Origin of the sequence: Sphingobium sp. RSMS, assembly GCF_005406185.4 — a bacterium.
In the GTDB taxonomy this organism is placed as follows: Bacteria; Pseudomonadota; Alphaproteobacteria; order Sphingomonadales; family Sphingomonadaceae; genus Sphingobium; species Sphingobium fuliginis.
The window spans coordinates 1,859,973-1,876,560 of the sequence record NZ_CM191257.1 but is presented as its reverse complement, the minus strand read 5'-3'; the positions used below and the strand labels follow the sequence as shown (position 1 = coordinate 1,876,560).

Annotated in this window: 18 protein-coding genes; 5 read left to right on the top strand and 13 right to left on the bottom strand. The window is 63.5% G+C overall.

Annotated features, from left to right (window positions below; all coding sequences use genetic code 11):
- Positions 1 to 77 precede the first annotated feature (77 nt).
- The 6 genes from EGM87_RS08870 to uvrA form a co-directional block, all read right to left on the bottom strand.
- Positions 78 to 353, bottom strand: coding sequence for a type II toxin-antitoxin system RelE/ParE family toxin (locus tag EGM87_RS08870; protein WP_044662619.1), 276 nt, complete (start codon positions 351 to 353; stop codon positions 78 to 80).
- Entirely contained in the window at positions 353 to 535 is a 183-nt protein-coding gene (relB, locus tag EGM87_RS08865; protein WP_044662618.1) for a type II toxin-antitoxin system RelB family antitoxin, read from the bottom strand. Before relB ends, EGM87_RS08870 begins: the two co-directional genes overlap by 1 nt.
- 76 nt (positions 536 to 611) lie before the next feature.
- Positions 612 to 806, bottom strand: coding sequence for a hypothetical protein (locus EGM87_RS08860; protein WP_099185664.1), 195 nt, complete (start codon positions 804 to 806; stop codon positions 612 to 614).
- Positions 784 to 1,344, bottom strand: coding sequence for a hypothetical protein (locus EGM87_RS08855; RefSeq protein WP_083199195.1), 561 nt, complete (start codon positions 1,342 to 1,344; stop codon positions 784 to 786). Before EGM87_RS08855 ends, EGM87_RS08860 begins: the two co-directional genes overlap by 23 nt.
- 7 nt (positions 1,345 to 1,351) lie before the next feature.
- Positions 1,352 to 2,428 carry a type I restriction endonuclease gene (locus EGM87_RS08850; protein WP_044662616.1) on the bottom strand — a complete coding sequence of 359 codons (1,077 nt, stop codon included), beginning with the start codon at positions 2,426 to 2,428 and terminating at the stop codon, positions 1,352 to 1,354.
- Positions 2,429 to 2,503: 75 nt separating this feature from the next.
- Positions 2,504 to 5,416 carry an excinuclease ABC subunit UvrA gene (uvrA, locus tag EGM87_RS08845; RefSeq protein WP_044662615.1) on the bottom strand — a complete coding sequence of 971 codons (2,913 nt, stop codon included), beginning with the start codon at positions 5,414 to 5,416 and terminating at the stop codon, positions 2,504 to 2,506.
- Positions 5,417 to 5,579: 163 nt separating this feature from the next.
- On the opposite strand from uvrA, the gene EGM87_RS08840 reads away from it, so the two are divergent.
- Both EGM87_RS08840 and EGM87_RS08835 read left to right on the top strand, forming a co-directional pair.
- Positions 5,580 to 6,152, top strand: a complete 573-nt coding sequence (locus EGM87_RS08840) for a septal ring lytic transglycosylase RlpA family protein (RefSeq protein WP_044662614.1) — start codon at positions 5,580 to 5,582, stop codon at positions 6,150 to 6,152.
- A gap of 545 nt (positions 6,153 to 6,697) precedes the next feature.
- The gene (locus EGM87_RS08835; protein WP_044662613.1) at positions 6,698 to 7,018 is read left to right on the top strand and encodes a UrcA family protein; all 321 of its coding nucleotides are present in this window, start codon (positions 6,698 to 6,700) and stop codon (positions 7,016 to 7,018) included.
- 182 nt (positions 7,019 to 7,200) lie between these two features.
- Here EGM87_RS08835 and EGM87_RS08830 read toward each other — a convergent pair whose 3' ends face one another.
- Together EGM87_RS08830 and EGM87_RS08825 are read right to left on the bottom strand one after the other, a co-directional pair.
- On the bottom strand, positions 7,201 to 7,944 hold the full coding sequence (locus EGM87_RS08830) for a LytR/AlgR family response regulator transcription factor (RefSeq protein ID WP_025552126.1): 744 nt from the start codon (positions 7,942 to 7,944) through the stop codon (positions 7,201 to 7,203).
- A 272-nt stretch (positions 7,945 to 8,216) separates the two neighbouring features.
- Positions 8,217 to 9,326 (bottom strand): sensor histidine kinase, encoded by a 1,110-nt coding sequence (locus EGM87_RS08825; protein WP_044662612.1) that lies wholly within the window; start codon positions 9,324 to 9,326, stop codon positions 8,217 to 8,219.
- A gap of 161 nt (positions 9,327 to 9,487) precedes the next feature.
- On the opposite strand from EGM87_RS08825, the gene EGM87_RS08820 reads away from it, so the two are divergent.
- From EGM87_RS08820 to EGM87_RS08810, 3 genes are all read left to right on the top strand, one after another.
- Positions 9,488 to 9,733 (top strand): hypothetical protein, encoded by a 246-nt coding sequence (locus EGM87_RS08820; protein ID WP_229742423.1) that lies wholly within the window; start codon positions 9,488 to 9,490, stop codon positions 9,731 to 9,733.
- Positions 9,734 to 9,812: 79 nt separating this feature from the next.
- Positions 9,813 to 10,064 (top strand): hypothetical protein, encoded by a 252-nt coding sequence (locus EGM87_RS08815; RefSeq protein ID WP_044662611.1) that lies wholly within the window; start codon positions 9,813 to 9,815, stop codon positions 10,062 to 10,064.
- A 502-nt stretch (positions 10,065 to 10,566) separates the two neighbouring features.
- Positions 10,567 to 11,115 carry a hypothetical protein gene (locus EGM87_RS08810; RefSeq protein WP_025551523.1) on the top strand — a complete coding sequence of 183 codons (549 nt, stop codon included), beginning with the start codon at positions 10,567 to 10,569 and terminating at the stop codon, positions 11,113 to 11,115.
- A gap of 266 nt (positions 11,116 to 11,381) precedes the next feature.
- On the opposite strand, the gene EGM87_RS08805 is transcribed toward EGM87_RS08810, so the two are convergent.
- The 5 genes from EGM87_RS08805 to metK all read right to left on the bottom strand — a co-directional run bounded on the left by EGM87_RS08805 (position 11,382) and on the right by metK (position 16,564).
- The gene (locus EGM87_RS08805; RefSeq protein ID WP_229742426.1) at positions 11,382 to 12,923 is read right to left on the bottom strand and encodes a right-handed parallel beta-helix repeat-containing protein; all 1,542 of its coding nucleotides are present in this window, start codon (positions 12,921 to 12,923) and stop codon (positions 11,382 to 11,384) included.
- Positions 12,924 to 13,180: 257 nt separating this feature from the next.
- Entirely contained in the window at positions 13,181 to 13,876 is a 696-nt protein-coding gene (gene trmB, locus EGM87_RS08800; protein ID WP_044662609.1) for a tRNA (guanine(46)-N(7))-methyltransferase TrmB, read from the bottom strand.
- A 219-nt stretch (positions 13,877 to 14,095) separates the two neighbouring features.
- Positions 14,096 to 14,275, bottom strand: coding sequence for a hypothetical protein (locus tag EGM87_RS08795; RefSeq protein WP_025551528.1), 180 nt, complete (start codon positions 14,273 to 14,275; stop codon positions 14,096 to 14,098).
- Between the two features lie 126 nt (positions 14,276 to 14,401).
- Positions 14,402 to 15,112 carry a methyl-accepting chemotaxis protein gene (locus EGM87_RS08790; RefSeq protein ID WP_044662608.1) on the bottom strand — a complete coding sequence of 237 codons (711 nt, stop codon included), beginning with the start codon at positions 15,110 to 15,112 and terminating at the stop codon, positions 14,402 to 14,404.
- Positions 15,113 to 15,358: 246 nt separating this feature from the next.
- Positions 15,359 to 16,564 (bottom strand): methionine adenosyltransferase, encoded by a 1,206-nt coding sequence (gene metK / locus EGM87_RS08785; protein ID WP_044662607.1) that lies wholly within the window; start codon positions 16,562 to 16,564, stop codon positions 15,359 to 15,361.
- Positions 16,565 to 16,588 lie beyond the last annotated feature (24 nt).

The window sequence follows — 16,588 nt, the reverse complement described above, 5'->3', positions numbered from 1 at the left end:
GCCCTTTTCCGTTAGGTGCTTTGCCGGGAGGATATGTAAGGGGAGGGCGTGTAGGACAGAACAAAATGGGAACGAAGTCAAGGATATTGTTGGCGGGTGTGGAGGATGGCCAGTATTTCGATGACGTCTGCGCCTGCGCGGTAAACGAGAATATAGTTGGGGGTAACGATGGCTTCCCGCGTATCCGGGACGCGACCGGCGCGATGCATATAGGGATGGTCGGCCAGTCGCTCAGCGGCATATTCGAACAGATCGGCAAGGCGGGCGGCAGCGGCGGGATTGCGGTCGGAGATATAGTCGATGATGCGGTCGGCATCTTCGAGCGCCTTCGGGCGCCAGATGACGTGCGGCATCAGGCCTGCTTGGCTTTCTTGGCCTCAATGATGGCGCGCAGTTTCGCCATGACCTGATCGTGCGGGATGCCGGGTCGGGGATCGGCCAAGGCGGCTTCGACCTTGGCGCGGAACCAAGCGTCATAGGCCTCGGCGTCCTCGGTGGTCGCGAACTCGGACTCGATGGGAGTGAGTTTTGTCATGGATTGGAAAATATCAGTAGCCGCGGTCTGTGCCAATCATGGAACGGCTGAATTGGTCCGATTAGATGAGTCGGATTTACCAGTTGCCGCCTGCGTCCCTGATCGCTTTCAGGAGGGCCTTTTTGCTGGCTGTGCGGCGGGTGCCGCTGTTGCGGGGTATATCGGCGTCGGTGATACCGAGTTCGGCGCGGCGGCGCGCGAGATCGGCCGCAAAGCTTTTGAAGGCGATGCGGCGGCCGGGCCAATTCTCAGTTTTGTCGGTCAAGGACATCATCTGCTCCGAAATCACCGCCAGTTTCATGGCGGACGCGGCGTTCAAGATAATCCATGTCGGCTTCCGGGTGAAGGCGTAGCAGCGTTTTTGCTTGCGCCAGCATCTCGCGGGCGGTGCCGGAGGCATATTGGCCCATGCGGTCGGCTATCAGATCTTCCACAGAGATAATCGCAAAGGGCGGACCATTTTCAAAATCCTCGACAAGGGCGATATGGTCGCGTGTGACAGCGCCGTCGAGCGGCATGTCGCCAACGACTTCGAAACCGAGGCCGAGATCGGGATGAACCCACCCGCGTGTAGCACGGCCTGGTCCTGAGGGGCGGACGAACCCGTAGCGCTGAAATTCTTCTTCGAGGGCATCCTGCGCCGGTGAGCAGAGATCGAAGTCGCCCGTAGTAATAAATCCCATGCTGTAAAATTCTACTGCCGCGCCTCCCACCAGCACAGGTCGAGTGAAGCCTCGTGCGGCCATTGCATCACAAATCTGTGCGAAGATTTCCAGCGCGGCGGTGAATTCTAAGCGATATTGAGGCATGGTATGATTAGCTGTCAGGCCCGCTTTCTAAAGCCGTGATACGCGCTACGATTAACTCCTCAAGTTTGTATATGTCGGTGAGGGACGAAACGGCATGCCGCGTCTCTACTTTGTCAACGAACGTGCCAACATATCGTGTCGTTGGGCTATTGAAGTGGAGCCGGGCTAGAGATTTCCTATTGTTGTCATCTAGCAATATGGCGCAATATGATTTTGAATCCCGGATGACCACGCGACTAGGATCTACATGTCGTGCAGCTATGGCTTGTACGATACGAAACCCGTTAATCTCATCATCCGTCGTGATGATGCCTGCCGCATCGGACATGTCATCAGACCCACCCTCCTCAATGATTTCGGAAGCCGGATTGGCAACATTCAGTGCCGATGTTAAACGATCGTTGACCCGGTCTCTGATGATCGAGGCGATAGATGCCGTAAGAACAGCATGGTATTGCTCTTTGAGGGATGCTGTTACACGCCCTCCTTGCACCCTTGCAGCCATCATTTTGATGAAGTCATCCGAAGGGTCGGCAAATTCCTTTTCCAATTCAATGCGCATTTGTGATTCAAGCTTCAATCGACCAGCGGCTGCGACAATTGAGTCGATATCAAAATGCTGACGTGTAAATTTCTCTAAGATAGGCGGATCGGTCCGCTTTATCCCATCCATGGAAAAGATGTAAAATGGTTTTTCGTCCATTTTATTGGGTTGTTCTATATCAGAATAAAACTGATATTGAACGCCATTCGTTAGGACCGCGACGCGAGCGTCTGTTGTTGAGAAATAGCGAAATAGTTGAGAAGCATGTTTGAGATCGAGGTCAACAGAGGAAGGTTTGCATTCCATCAAAATTTTTAGCTGACCGTCAATGCAGATTGCGTAATCAACTTTCTCACCTTTCTTTATCCCTACGTCTGCCGTGAACTCGGGTATGACTTCTGCCGGATTGAAGACATCATATCCCAATGATTGGATAAACGGCATCACTAGCGCCGTTTTGGCTGCTTCCTCGGTTAGCAATAGCTCGCGATGTTGGGCTGTTCGTTTTTCGAGTTCGACCAGTTTAGTAGCCAGTTCCATTTAACCCCCCAATTATACCTGCACACCATCTTGCTGAAAAATATTAAAATTTCCAGTTAAGATCGTTCAAGTCAATCACTCCGCCGCCACAGCCTCCATCCCCAACAACGGCGCGAGATAGCGTCCGGTGAAGCTCCGGGCGTTCTTTGCGACCTTTTCGGGCGTGCCTTCGGCGACCACTTCGCCGCCTTTGACGCCCCCCTCTGGTCCCATGTCGATGATCCAATCAGCGGTCTTGATGACATCCAAATTGTGTTCGATCACGACCACGCTGTTGCCCTGTTCGACGAGGGCGTGGAGGACTTCCAGTAGCTTGCGGACGTCCTCGAAATGGAGGCCGGTGGTGGGTTCGTCCAAGATATAGAGCGTGTTGCCGGTGGCGCGGCGGCTGAGTTCCTTGGCGAGTTTGACGCGCTGGGCTTCGCCGCCGGACAGGGTGGTCGCCTGCTGGCCGACCTTGACATAGCCCAGGCCCACTTCGGCCAGCATCGCCATCTTGTCGCGGATCGGGGGGACGGCCTTGAAGAATTCCACCGCGTCCTCGACCGTCATGTCGAGGACGTCGGCGATGGACTTGCCCTTGAACTTCACCTCCAGCGTCTCGCGATTGTAGCGGGCGCCGTGGCAGACGTCGCAGGTGACGTAGACGTCGGGGAGGAAGTGCATCTCTATCTTGAGCACGCCGTCGCCCTGGCAGGCTTCGCAGCGGCCGCCCTTGACGTTGAAGCTGAAGCGGCCGGGCTTGTAGCCGCGCGCCTGCGCTTCGGGGAGGCCGGCGAACCAGTCGCGGATGTTGGTGAAGGCGCCGGTGTAGGTCGCCGGGTTGGAGCGGGGGGTGCGGCCGATGGGCGACTGGTCGATGTCGATCACCTTGTCGCAATGTTCGAGGCCCGTCACCTTGTCATGCGGGCCGGCGACGATGCGCGCGCCGTTGAGGGTGCGGGCGGACGCCGCATAGAGGGTGTCGATGGTGAAGCTGGACTTGCCCGAGCCCGATACGCCGGTGATGCAGGTGAAGGTGCCGAGCGGGATGCTGGCGGTGACATTTTGCAGGTTGTTGGCGCGGGCGTTGTGGACGGTGAGTTTCTTGCCCGATCCCTTGCGGCGGCGGGGCGGGACTTCGATGCGGCGGGTGCCGTTCAGATAGTCGGCGGTCAGGCTGTCCTTGTGCGCGAGCAGTTCGTTCAGGGTGCCCTGCGCGACGATGGTGCCGCCGTGGACGCCCGCGCCCGGCCCCATGTCGACGATATAGTCGGCGGTGCGGATCGCGTCTTCGTCATGTTCCACGACGATGACGGTGTTGCCGAGGTCGCGCAGGCGCTTGAGCGTGATGAGCAGGCGGTCATTGTCGCGCTGGTGCAGGCCGATGGAGGGTTCGTCGAGGACGTAGAGGACGCCCGACAGGCCGCTGCCGATCTGCGAGGCGAGGCGGATGCGCTGGGACTCGCCGCCGGACAGGGTGCCGCTGGTGCGGTCCAGGTTCAGATAGTCGAGGCCGACATTGTTGAGGAAGCCGAGGCGCTCCACGATTTCCTTGAGGATGGCGCGGGCGATCTGGTTCTGCTGATCGTTGAGGCGGCTGGGGAGGGTGGAGAAGAAACCGAGCGCGTCCACCACCGAGCGGCGGGTGGACATGGAGATGTCTTCCCCCGCGATCTTCACCGCCAGCGCCTCCGGCTTGAGGCGGGCGCCGTGGCAGGTCTCGCACGGCATGGCGGTCTGGTATTTGCTGAGTTCCTCCCGCATCCAGGCGGATTCGGTCTGGAGGAGGCGGCGGTTGAGATTGCCGATGACGCCTTCGAAGGGCTTTTTCACCTCATAGCTTTTCTTGCCGTCGACGAAGCGCAGGGTGACGGGCCGGCCGGCGGTGCCGTGGAGGATGATGAGCTTCACCTCCCCCGGCAGGTCGGCCCAGGGGGTGTCGAGGGAGAAGCCGAACTCCTTCGCGAGGGAGCCGAGGACCTGCATATAATAGGGGCTGGGCGGGTTGGACTTGGCCCAGGGGACGACCGCGCCCTTCTTGAGGCTGAGGGCTTCGTTGGGGACGACGAGTTCGGGGTCGAACTCCTGCCGTTCGCCCAGGCCGTCGCAGGCGGGGCAGGCGCCCTGCGGGGCGTTGAAGGAGAAGAGGCGCGGTTCGATCTCCGCTATGGTGAAGCCGCTGACGGGGCAGGCGAACTTCTCGCTGAAGACGATGCGGTTGGCGGGGATGCCTGCGCCCTTGAGGTTGCCGGTGGATTCCGCTTCGACCTCGCGGCCGGGGACGGCGCCGTCCGCGAGGTCGACATAGGCGAGGCCGTCGGCGAGTTTCAGGGCTTGTTCGAAGCTGTCGGCGAGGCGGGTGGCCATGTCGTCGCTGACGGCGAGGCGGTCGACCACCACTTCGATGTCATGCTTGTATTTCTTGTCGAGGGCGGGGGCGTCCTCTATCGCGTAGAGTTCGCCGTCGATGCGGACGCGGGTGAAGCCGGCCTTCTGCCACTCCGCCAGTTCCTTGCGATATTCGCCCTTGCGGCCGCGGACCACGGGGGCGAGGAGGTAGAAGCGCGTCCCTTCGGGCAGCTGCATCACGCGGTCGACCATCTGGCTGACCGTCTGGGCGCTGATGGGGAGGCCCGTGGCGGGCGAATAGGGGATGCCGACGCGCGCCCAGAGGAGGCGCATATAGTCGTAGATCTCCGTCACGGTGGCGACCGTGGAGCGCGGGTTGCGGCTGGTCGTCTTCTGCTCGATGGAGATGGCGGGGGAGAGGCCGTCTATATGTTCGACGTCCGGCTTCTGCATCATCTCCAGGAACTGGCGCGCATAGGCGGAGAGGGATTCGACATAGCGGCGCTGACCCTCGGCATAGATAGTGTCGAAGGCGAGGGAGGACTTGCCCGAGCCGGAAAGGCCGGTGATGACGATCAGGCTGTCGCGCGGAAGGTCGACGTCGACGCCCTTGAGATTATGCTCGCGTGCGCCGCGGACGCTTATGGTGGTCAGCATTCGGCAGACCTCTGCTGAGAAATTTGCGTGAGACTCATGGGGGCGTGTTGTTCCAGATTTGTTCTTGGGAGGCAAGGGCCGGTCGGGCGCAAGATAGGGACTGTGCGGCGAAAGGAAAAGGCGGCGGCTTTGCCCCCGCGCCGGGCTGGGGTAAAGGGCGGGGATGAGCGGGACTTTTGTTCGGATGCGGTTCGGCGCGCTGGGCGTCGCGATGGCGCTGGCGGCCTGTGGCGGGGGGGTGCGCTATCGGCCCGTGAGCGACGTGCCGGTGCGGGTGGGAAAGCCCTATAGCGTCAGGGGCGTGACCTATGTGCCTGCCGCCGATCCGGGCTATGATTATCTGGGCTATGCGAGCTGGTATGGCGGGGAGAGCGGGAACCGGACGGCCAATGGCGAGCGCTTTCGGCCGAAGGCGGTGACGGCGGCGCACGCGACGCTGCCCCTGCCGAGCTATGTCGAGGTGACGGCGCTGGAGACGGGGCGGACGATCCTGGTGCGGATCAACGATCGCGGGCCCTTCGCCGGGCGGGGGCGGATCATCGACCTGTCGCGCGGGGCGGCGGAGCAGCTGGGGATCAGGGCGACGGGCCATGCGCCGGTCAGGGTGCGCGTCGTGGAGCCGCCGGAGAAGGACCGCAGCAAGCTGCGCGAAGGGAAGGAGGCGCCGGAGCGGCCGGTCGTCGATGCGCGGACGCTCGCCAATTTGCGGGCGCAGCTCGCCGCGCAGGGGCGGTGATGTCGTTCGTGGAAGAATGTCGTCCGTTCGTCCACGGCTGATGTTGCCGGGCGTGATGGATGGGCGGATCATCGAATGGGGAAAACGGTCGTTGCGCACCCGCGCTATGATGCGGTTCGACATGGCGACGATCTGGCTATGGATCGACCGGCCCCGGGCCGTATCGCCGCAAGATGATTGAAAGAGATCCCGGAGAGCCCGACAGCTTCCTGGATGCACCCCCGGCCTTTCCCTTGCGCCGGGGGTGTTTTTATGTGCGCGAATTGTTGAACGATTGTAATTTTACGCTACGGAACGGTTGTTTTTCTGTCGTAAAATTGTCGTTCGTCCCCGTGAGACTGTATTTGGTCGACGGGAGCGCCGTTGGCCGACAGGGACAGGCGCCGGTCGAAAGCGAAAAGCGATGCATTTGCAATGCGCCTAAACAAAATGGGCGAAGACAGAGACGATGATCTGTTGAGGCCTTCTCTTCTCTTCGCTTGAGGTCTGCACTGCGCGCCACGCGGCCAGGCCGACAAAAGCATAGCGTTGAGGAGACAATTGCCATGATCGCCATCAAGTTCACCGCTGCTCTCGCCGCCATGGCCGCCATGGGCGCCGCTGGCACGGCTTCCGCCATCGAATTCGAGTCCAACGGAAAGAGTGTCGAGGTCAGCTATCATGATCTGGACCTGTCGAAGACGAGCGACCAACGCGTCCTGAATGCCCGTATACGGCGTGCCGCGGCAAAGGTCTGCCCGCTCAACGATACCACGGCCGCGATCGAGAAGTGCCAGCAGGTTGCAGCCGCGCATGTTCGCGGCGCTGTGGACCTTGCCGTCGCCAAGGCTCAGAATGGGGAGCGCTTTGCCGATCTGGGCAAGTAAAAGCCAGTCAGCGCAGGCGCCTGAGTTATTCAATCGGTTTTTAGAAAAGGGCCCGGAATTCACCGGGCCTTTCCTTTTGTGGGCGCGGAGCGTTGCGGCTGCCCTTGCGGCGTCCCGCGGGCGTTGCCCTCCATCGTCTTTGGCGGTTTCCCTTCCCATCTGCGACGGGAGGACTGAAGGGGTCAGCGGCCTGCCATGGCGCGGGCGTTGGTGAGATAGGTGCGGCCGATGCGGATTTCCGTGCCGTCCGCGAGGCAGGCTGACCAGACGCCGCTGCCGTCGTGGCGCAGCCGGGAGATATGGTCGCGGCGCACGATGTGGGAGCGGTGCAGGCGGACGAACTGCTGCGGGTCCAGCCGGTTTTCCAGCGAACTGATCGTCTGGTGCAGCAGATAGCTGTTGGCCCCCACATGCAGCCGCATATAGTCGCGTTCCGCCTCGATCCGGTCGATCTGGACCGCGCCGATGCGGATCAGTTCGGAACGGTGCGGCACCCAGAATTCCTCCGCCCATTCGGGTTCGTCCTGCGTGCTGGTGGCGGGGGAGGGGACGGTGCGGTTGCCCAGCGCCTGTTCGACGCGGTCGATGGCGCGGGACAGGCGTTCATGGGCCACCGGCTTCAGCAGATAGTCCACGGCGGCAAGGTCGAAGGCCTCCACCGCGAAACCTTCGAAAGCGGTGACGAAGATCACTGCCGGGCAGATGCCCATGCGCGAGGTCGCCCGCGCCACCCCGATGCCGTCGAGCAGCGGCATGGCGATGTCGAGCATCACCAGGTCCGGTTCCAGCCCCTCGATCAGGCGCAGCGCCGCCTCCCCGTCGCTGGCGGTGCCGACCAGCGCGATGCGCGGTTCGCGGGCGCACAGCATCTGGAGGCGTTCGACCGCCAATGGTTCGTCGTCGACGATCAGCGTTCGGATGGGCATGGGTTCGACCTTTCACGGATTGCGCCAAGGATGGGGAAATTCCGTACCCTAGAGCAGATTCCGATCCGATTGCATCGGCTCGACTGCTCTAGGTTTTTGTTTTCTCGCGTTTTCCGAGTCGGCAGATGATTCCATCTGCTTGGAAAACGCTCCAGGCTGCGGCGACAGCATCCATTGTGCCTCTACCCACCTGCGGTTGCTGGGGAGAAATGGATGCTGAAGCAAGTTCAGCATGACGTCGCTTATATTTTCAAGTTGAATGTCGATACGGCCTAGCTCCGGCGGATGATGGGGAGGGTGAGGTCCACCGCGAAGCCGCCGCCGGGGCGCGGGCCATAGTCGATCCGGCCCTGTTCGCCGAAGCGGGCGGTCAGGCGGTCGCGCACATTGGCGAGGCCGATGCCGCTGCCCGCGTCCGCTTCGCTGGGCGGCTTGTCGCCATTGTCGGTGACGCTGATGTGGAGCATGCCCTCCTCCTCCCGCGCTTCGATGGCGATGGTCACCGGGCTGGAGGTGCGCGACACGCCATATTTGATCGCATTTTCCACCAGCGGTTGCAGGATCAGGCCGGGAACGCAGGCATTGAGCAGGGTGTCCGGGATGCGGATGCTGGTCGACAGGCGATCCGGGAAGCGCACCGCTTCGATGTCCAGATAGAGTTTCTGGAGATGCACTTCCTCCTCCAGCGAGACGTCCTCCAGCGGGTCGCCGGTCAGGCTGGTGCGGTAGAAATTGGAGAGGGAGAGGATCATCTGTTCCGCCTCGTCGCGCCGGTCCTTCATGACCAGCGAAGAGAGCGAGTTCAGCGTGTTGAACAGGAAATGGGGGTTCACCTGATAGCGCAGGGAGCGCAGTTCGGCCTGCTGGGCGGCGCGTTCCAGCCGGTCGGCGCGGCGTTCGACGCGATGCGCCTCGCTGGCGTAGGAGAGGGCGAGGTACAGGCCGGCCCAGGCGGCGAGGAAGAAATAGCGGCTGATCGCGTCCTCCACGATCTGCATCAGGGCGAAGCCCTGTTCGCTCGCATATTTCTGATAATCGGCGTCAGGAAACAGTGAGGCCGGGTCGTAGATGTTGAAGACGTAGAAATTGGCCGCCGCCGTCGCCAGCGCGAAGGGCGCGGCGAGCGAGAAGGCGGCGACGATGCGCGTCGTCAGCGGCTGGCGGTCGAAGCGGCGCAGGCAGAGATAGAGGACCCAGGTGACGACGATGCCGATCACCGTCACCACCGCGCGGCGCGCGGCCATGGCCCCCTGCGCCTCGAACCCCATGACGGAGGCGCGCAGCGTCACCAGCACCGCGTAGAAGAACCAGAAACCCAATATCGAATACAGTGCGACCGTCGGCGGCACGCCAGGCTCGCCGTCCTCGTTTTTTATGCTCATGGGCGAAAGTCTAGGACAAGGCGCGGCGTCTGTCGCCCCTTGGCGGCGAAGCTGGTCGAAGGGTTCCATGCGTTGGTCGATAGGGGCGGCGGGCGGAACCCGCCCTTGCCGCCGTCCGTTTCATGGTTCGAGGCGCCGGCGCGCCAAAAAAGGAGAGCATGATGAGCGACAAGACCGATATTCGGCCCAACAGCCGCGAGGAAGCCGACGACAGGCGGCCTACCGACGCGCAGGACCATGCGGTGACGACGGAGGAGAAGCTGGACGAGGGATTGATGGACAGCATGGATGCGTCCGATCCGCCATCGGCGACCGCGCCGGGCGATCATGGCGATCCGGTGCCGTCTTCCGGTTTTCCGGAAGGCAGGGATCGGCCGGACGGCGAGGATCGGAAGGACGGGCGATAGACGATAGGGGAAATCGTGATATGATCGGTCGGGAGGGCAGCCGCGCGTTGCCCTCCGCAGGTGAGAGGAGCCACTTCATATGCCGACTTCCGCCACTCCCGTGATCGAACGCATTGCCCGCGTGCTGGCCGGGCGCCAGCTCAGCCTGAACGGCGAGGGCAACGATCCGCATGCGGCGAGCGCAGTCGATGCCAGTTGGCAGGACCATGTCGACGATGCCTATGCGATCCTGCACACGCTGCGGGAGCCCGATGCGCAAATGGCGCAGGCGGGCGACGTGGCCGTTTGGCGCAGCATGATCGGCGCGGTGTTGGAGCGCAGGGCCGGGTAGGGCATCGCGCAGAAACGCCTGTCCTGAGCCGGTCGTGGGTGGGTGTTTTGCGCTGAAAAGGATGCGGCTGAAAACGATGCGACAGCGGAAAATTCGAGCGCGCGCCCTGCATCCGGTTTAACGCGGCGCTCCATGGCGGCGGCCGGGTTTGGGTTGCCCTTGCCGATCGGCCTGTCCTGCTTGCAGGGATCGGGAGCCGGGCCTCCGCCCTGGCGGATTATCGGGCAGCTTGGTTGTGCGCGCATGAGCCATTCGCCGCATTCGAGCGCCTCGCAGGAATGAAGCCCGTTTGGAGGAAAGCGGCTGCCGCCGGACAATGCCGGCGGCGGCTGGGCGGCGAACCGGCTGATGCTACTCGATTGGGCGCATTCATAAAAATTACATGTTGCGCTGCACAAGGAAAAATGATTCCCTGTGTCTGTCGGCAGAACCGGCGCTTAAGCTTGCAGTAACCATCGGGGGCGCATGTTCTGCTTACGACTTGAAGTCGGAGGGCAAAAGCATGGGCACGAGTGCAAGACCTGCGGACGGGGCGATTACCCTGGCGGAGTTGCGTGAATTCGCCAGTTTCCCGGCCGCCACGCAGCGTTACATCCGAAGATCGCTGGACATCGGACTTCATCGGCGCGACGCCATGAAGCTGTGGTCGCGCGATATGGTGGAGGAAGCCAGCATTCGCGCGCAGGCGCGGATCTACGGGCGGCTGGAGGAGATCAAGGCGCGGGTGCCCGATGACAGCGGCCTGGACCAGATGGAGCCCTTCATGGCGCCGCTGGTGACGGTTTCCGCCTTCGACCTGGGGCAGGACCGGTTGTGCAGCTTTTCCGCCTATCGCTTCCTGTACGAGCGGCTGTTGGGTGCGGGATCGCGGCCATGGCTGCCGGGGGCCTTCTGCGCGGCGGCCAGCCTGCCGCACCTCCACCCCGAAAAGCGCCGGGCGCTGCTCCAGTCGATCAGCGAAGCGGCGGCGACGGCGGTCGGATGGTCGAACCGGGAGCCGACCTTCTATCCCGAATGGGTCGAGAAGGTGGATCTGAGCAAGGCGAACTGAGCGAGCGGTCCGGGCCCGTCCGGGGGGAGGGGCGCGAGGGACGCGGCGATGACGGCGCGGCGGGCCGGACCCGGCGCGCCGTTGCCTTTTTCCGCCGTCATGACCCTCCATGCGCTTGATCCAGGTCTAGATTATCGCAATCGACTTCCCGGCGGAACTATGTCCTATTGCCGTCCGCAGGCATTGGCCTGTGTGCGACCCAACTGAAGCCCCGCCTTCCTTCGCAAGGGGCGGGGCTCCTTTGCCTTTGGCGGAGGGGGATCGGCTCAGCGGCGGGTTTCGAAGGCGGAACTGGCCCGTGGTTGCCGGAGCCGGACGGGGGTTCCCAGTTCGCGCCCCAGCATCGCCAGCATCCAGTTCCGGTGGCGGTCGATGAATTCGGGGAAAGCGTCGGGGCTGGCGGGGTCGAACCTGGGCACGTCCCAGTCCGACGCGATTTCCTGATAGGGCTGGATGGTCTGGCCGGCGCCATCGTCCGGCAGGTCGATATGGCTGCCGAAATAGCTGTTCCGCCGGAAGCGGATCGATTCGGCCGGGGCGAAGCCGGCCCGGATCAGATAGTCGGGGCCGCTGCGCCCGCTCTCGCTGCCGTAGCGGGCGGTGCCCGCCACCTTGAAGACATTGCGCGCGAAGCGGACTCCGCGCGCCCAGCCCTGCCATTCGGTGGCGACGATCATCTGCACGTCCATCGCCGGGCCGACATGGATGACGTTCCTTTCGATCCGGGCGTCCGACACATTGCCGGAAAGCTGGAAGATGCGGGCGCCGTCGTTGCGGCTGACGTTGAAGCGCGCCAGCGTGCCGCGATTGCCCAGATTGTCCTTGTCGTTGCGGCGGGGCGAGCAGATCAGCAGGAAGCCGCCGGCATTGTCGTGGCTGTAATTGTAGAGGAAGGTCGTCCGGCGCGAGTTGAAGTCGGAATCGAAGCCCTGGCCATCATAGCGGGTGCGGGTATGGGCCGCCTCGTTGAGCTGGATCAGGCTGTTGTCGGTGCTCCACTGCCAGATGCCGGCATTGTAGCCGGGCGCGCGGCTGCCGGCGTGGAGGACGATATTATGTTCGATCAGGGCGCCGTCCGTGCCGCGGGGGACGATGCCGTCGCCGCCGATGTCCTCCAGATAATTGTCGCGGATCACCACCTTCCTGCTGGGGAACCAGTCGAGGAAGGACACCCGGTCGCTGATCCCGGCGATGCCGGAGCGGTCGACGCGCCACAGGATGTTCCGCTCGATCGCCAGGTCCTGGAAGCGGGTGGCGACCTGCCGGCCGGTGGCGCGGAACAGGATGCCGCCATTGTCCTTGCGGTCGTTGGTGCCGCGGACATCGTGGACATAATTGTCGCTGATGCGGATGCCCCGCGTCACCCCCCGGTTTTCGGCGCGCACCAATATGCCGATGCGCGGGGCCGGCGAGGGGGCGGCGTTGGTGACTTCCAGCCCGCTGATCGTGACGTGATCGGCGTCGATCACGCCGACGGCATATTCCGAAACGCCGCCCGCATCGATGCGCGGGCGCGGGCCGGAGCCGGTCGCGCCGACCGTGATGGGCGATCCCGCCCTGCCCGAGCGGGCGATCGTCAGCGGTTCCCGCCAGACCGATCCGGCGGCCAGCAGGACACGGTCGCCGGGCCGGAGCGGCCAGCCATTGACCCGCGCAAGCGAGCGCCAGGCCCGGTTGCCGGCCGTGCCGTCCGCATTGTCGTCGCCCTGGCGGGAATCGACATAATAGGTTTCGGCGTGGGCGGCGGTGACGAGGGGGGCGGGAAACAGGAGCGTCGGAAGAAGAAACGCCCAATATGGCTTCGGCACCTGTCGGTCTTTCACGGCGTTGCGATCTGGCCGTGAGATTGATGGAGGGGCGCTGAACGGTCAATGAAGATGTGGCGATTGCGGGGACGATGGCGTGTCGCGGGGAAAGGAGGGCCGGCAAGCCCTTGAATTGCCGGATGGGAGCCCTAGATTGATGTGGTCACTCTTCCCCCTTGGAGTGACACCTCCCTGAACCTTGGCCCCGCCGTGGAGCTTGCTCCGGCGGGGTTTCTTTTTGGAGAGGGCCGGGGCGGCGATCAGTGGCGGCGGTAGCGGAAGTACCAGACTTCATGGCCCAGGCTGCGCGCTTTCGCTTCGTAGCGGGTTTCGGGCCAGCCGCCGGGGCGGCGCTGGAAATCCGTGGGAGAGCCCGCCAGCCATTCGAAATCGGGATGGCCGTTCATCACCATCAGCGCCCAGCGCAGATAGACGGGATGGTCCGTGCCGAAGCGGAATTCGCCGCCCGGCTTCAGCTTGCGCGCGATCATCGCGACCGGGCCGGGGTTCATCATGCGGCGCTTGGCGTGGCGGGCCTTGGGCCAGGGGTCGGGGTGGAGCAGATAGACGAAGCTGAGCGAGCCGTCCGGAATCCGGCTGAGCACGGAGAGGGCGTCGCCCATGTGGAGGCGGACATTGCCCAGCGCCCTGTCGCGGATATGGCCGAGCGCGGTGACGACGCCGTTCAGGAACGGTTCGCAGCCGATGAAGCCGTGATCGGGCAGCAGGTCGGCGCGATAGGCGAGATGTTCGCCGCCGCCGAAGCCGATTTCGAAATGCAGGGGACGGTCGTAGCCGAACAGGCCCGCGGCGGTGACATCCCCTTCCTCAGGCACGGAGAGGGCGGGCAGCAGGGAATCGACCAGTTCCTGTTGCCCCTTGCGGAGCTTGTGCCCGGACTGGCGGCCGTAGAGGCGGTTGAGCGTGGTGGGATCGCCGGATTTATGCGCTGTCATGCGCGGGCGGATAGAGCATTTTCGGTGCGAGTGAAATCACCTGCCGGATCGAAAAATGCGGGAAGGGGATGGTAAGGAGGGAAGCGTCATGGGGCGCCTCCTGTCCCCGTTGTTGAGGAGATGATGCCGGGGACAGGAGGCTCAGGCCCGACGCCGTGGGCGGCGTCGGGCTTGTTCCTTTGGGAGGCGGTGGGTCAGGGCCGATGCGAACCCGTCAGGTCATTTGCACTTGGCGAAGCGGCCCTTGGCGTCCTTGCACGGTCCCTTCTTGGCGACCGGCTTGGGCGGACATTTGACGAACTTGCCCTTGGCGTCCTTGCATGGCGCGGCCAACGCTGGGGCTACGCTGCCGGTCATGAGGGCTAGGCCGAGGAGGGCGGAAGTCAGTGGCCTGGTCATCGCATTCCCCTTGGAAAGAGGTTGCCGGACCCGACAGGGGTGCGGGTCCGACGCCCTGCTTATGGGCGTTTTGCGGGCGGCATGCCAATGAACTTTTCGTCATGTTGCCGCCATGCGGGGGGCCTGTCAGGCCGCCGATTGCCGGTCCGTCAGGCCGATCCGTTCCTGCTGCATCATGGCCGCGGCGCGTTCGGTGGCGATGCGGGTGTCGTCGGCCAGTTTCTTGACCTCGCCCGCGACGACGGCGAAGCCGCGGCCGGCCTCCCCGGCGCGGGCCGCCTCTATCCGGGCGTTGAGGGCGAGCATGTTGGTCTGGGCGGCGATGCCGCGGATGGTCGAGACGATGTCGGCCAATTGGGTCATCGTCTTTTCCAGCGCATTCTTCTGTCGCTCCAGATCGTGCTGGAGGCGATGGCTGTCGGCCAGGCGATGACGCGCCTCCCGTTCCTGCCGGACCTGGCGGGTGATGTCGGTGGCGATCTTCACGACCTTGCGCAATGTGCCGTCGGCTTCGAAGACGGGATTATAGGTGGCCTGCAACCAGATTTCGCGGCCGTTGCGGTCGCGGCGCTCATAGGCGCCGGCGTCGAAGGCGCCGGAACCCAGCTTCTGCCAGAAATCGGCATATTCCTGGGATGCGGCATGGTCCGGCGTGCAGAAGATCCGGTGGTGCTTGCCCGCAATCTCTTCCAGCCCATAGCCCATCAGGGCCAGGAAATTGGCGTTGGCCGTCAGGATCGTGCCGTCCAGCGCGAATTCGATCACCGCCTGGCTGCGGTTGAGGGCTGTCCACGCGGCTTCGGCGCCGTGGGTGCCGTAAGAGAGGGAAGAGGCCAAACCATGTCTCCTTGATCCATCCGGCGCTAGGCGGAGCATGGTTAAGGAAGGGTAAGGGGCCATGGAAAAGGGGCTGCCGGGCGACCGGCAACCCCTGATGCGATTTGCTTTCCCGACCCGGATCGGGTGTGTGGGATTCAGCCCATGGCGGCTGCAAATGGCGGCTTTCCGCGCTTCCGGCGCTTACCTGCCGAACTGCGCTTCGAGCTTTTTTTCGCCTTGCCCTGAACGGAATCCCAGCGCGCCTTAAAGGGCGGCCTTGAGCTTTTCCACCAGGTCGGTGCGTTCCCAGGGGAAGAAGTCGCCCTCCGCCTTGCGTCCGAAATGGCCATAGGCGGCCGAGGGCTGGTAGATCGGCTTGTTGAGGCCGAGATGGGTGCGGATGCCGCGCGGGGTGAGGCCGCCCAGTTCCTTGATGTTCTTGATCGCCTGTTCGATCCTGTCGTCCCCGACCGTCCCGGTGCCGTGGGTGTCGACATAGAGCGACAGCGGTTCGGAAACGCCGATGGCGTAGGCGAGCTGGATCGTGCAGCGGCGGGCGAGGCCGGCGGCGACGATGTTCTTGGCGAGATAGCGGGTGATATAGGCGGCCGAGCGGTCGACCTTGGTCGGGTCCTTGCCGCTGAACGCGCCGCCGCCATGGGGCGAGGCGCCGCCATAGGTGTCGACGATGATCTTGCGGCCGGTAAGGCCGGCGTCGCCGTCCGGGCCGCCGATTTCGAAGCTGCCGGTCGGGTTGATGTGATAGACGGTCTCGTCCGAGAGCAGTTCGCCGGGCAGGATTTCCGCGACGACGCCCTTCACGTAATTTTTGAGTTCGGCTTCCTTTTCGCCCGCGTCATAGCCCGGCGCGTGCTGGGTCGAGACGACGATGGCGGTGGCGGCGGCGGGCTTGCCGTTTTCGAAGCGCAGCGTCACCTGGCTCTTCGCGTCCGGCTCCAGGAAGGGGGCGCGGCCGCTGTGGCGGTCTGCGGCCATCTTCGCCAGGATCTTGTGGCTGTAGTCCAGCGTGGCGGGCATGAGGTCGGGCGTTTCGTCGCAGGCGAAGCCGAACATGATGCCCTGGTCGCCCGCGCCTTCATCCTTGTTCCCGGCGGCGTCGACGCCCTGCGCGATGTGCGCCGACTGGGCGTGGAGGTTGTTTTCGAAGCGGAAAGTTTCCCAGTGGAAGCCGTCCTGTTCGTAGCCGATGCGCTTTACCGTGTCGCGGACGGTGCGTTCGATCTCTTCCTGCGCGCCCGGCGCCCATTCGCCATTTTCATAGACGCCTTTGCAGCGGATTTCCCCGGCGAGGACGACGAGCTGCGTCGTGGTCAGCGTCTCGCAGGCGATGCGGGCTTCGGAGTCCTTCGACAGGAAGAGGTCGACGATGGCGTCGGAAATCTGGTCCGCGACCTTGTCGGGATGGCCTTCGGAAACGGATTCCGAGGTGAAGAGGTAGTTCGAACGCATGGTTGCTCCAGTCTGATGCTGTGT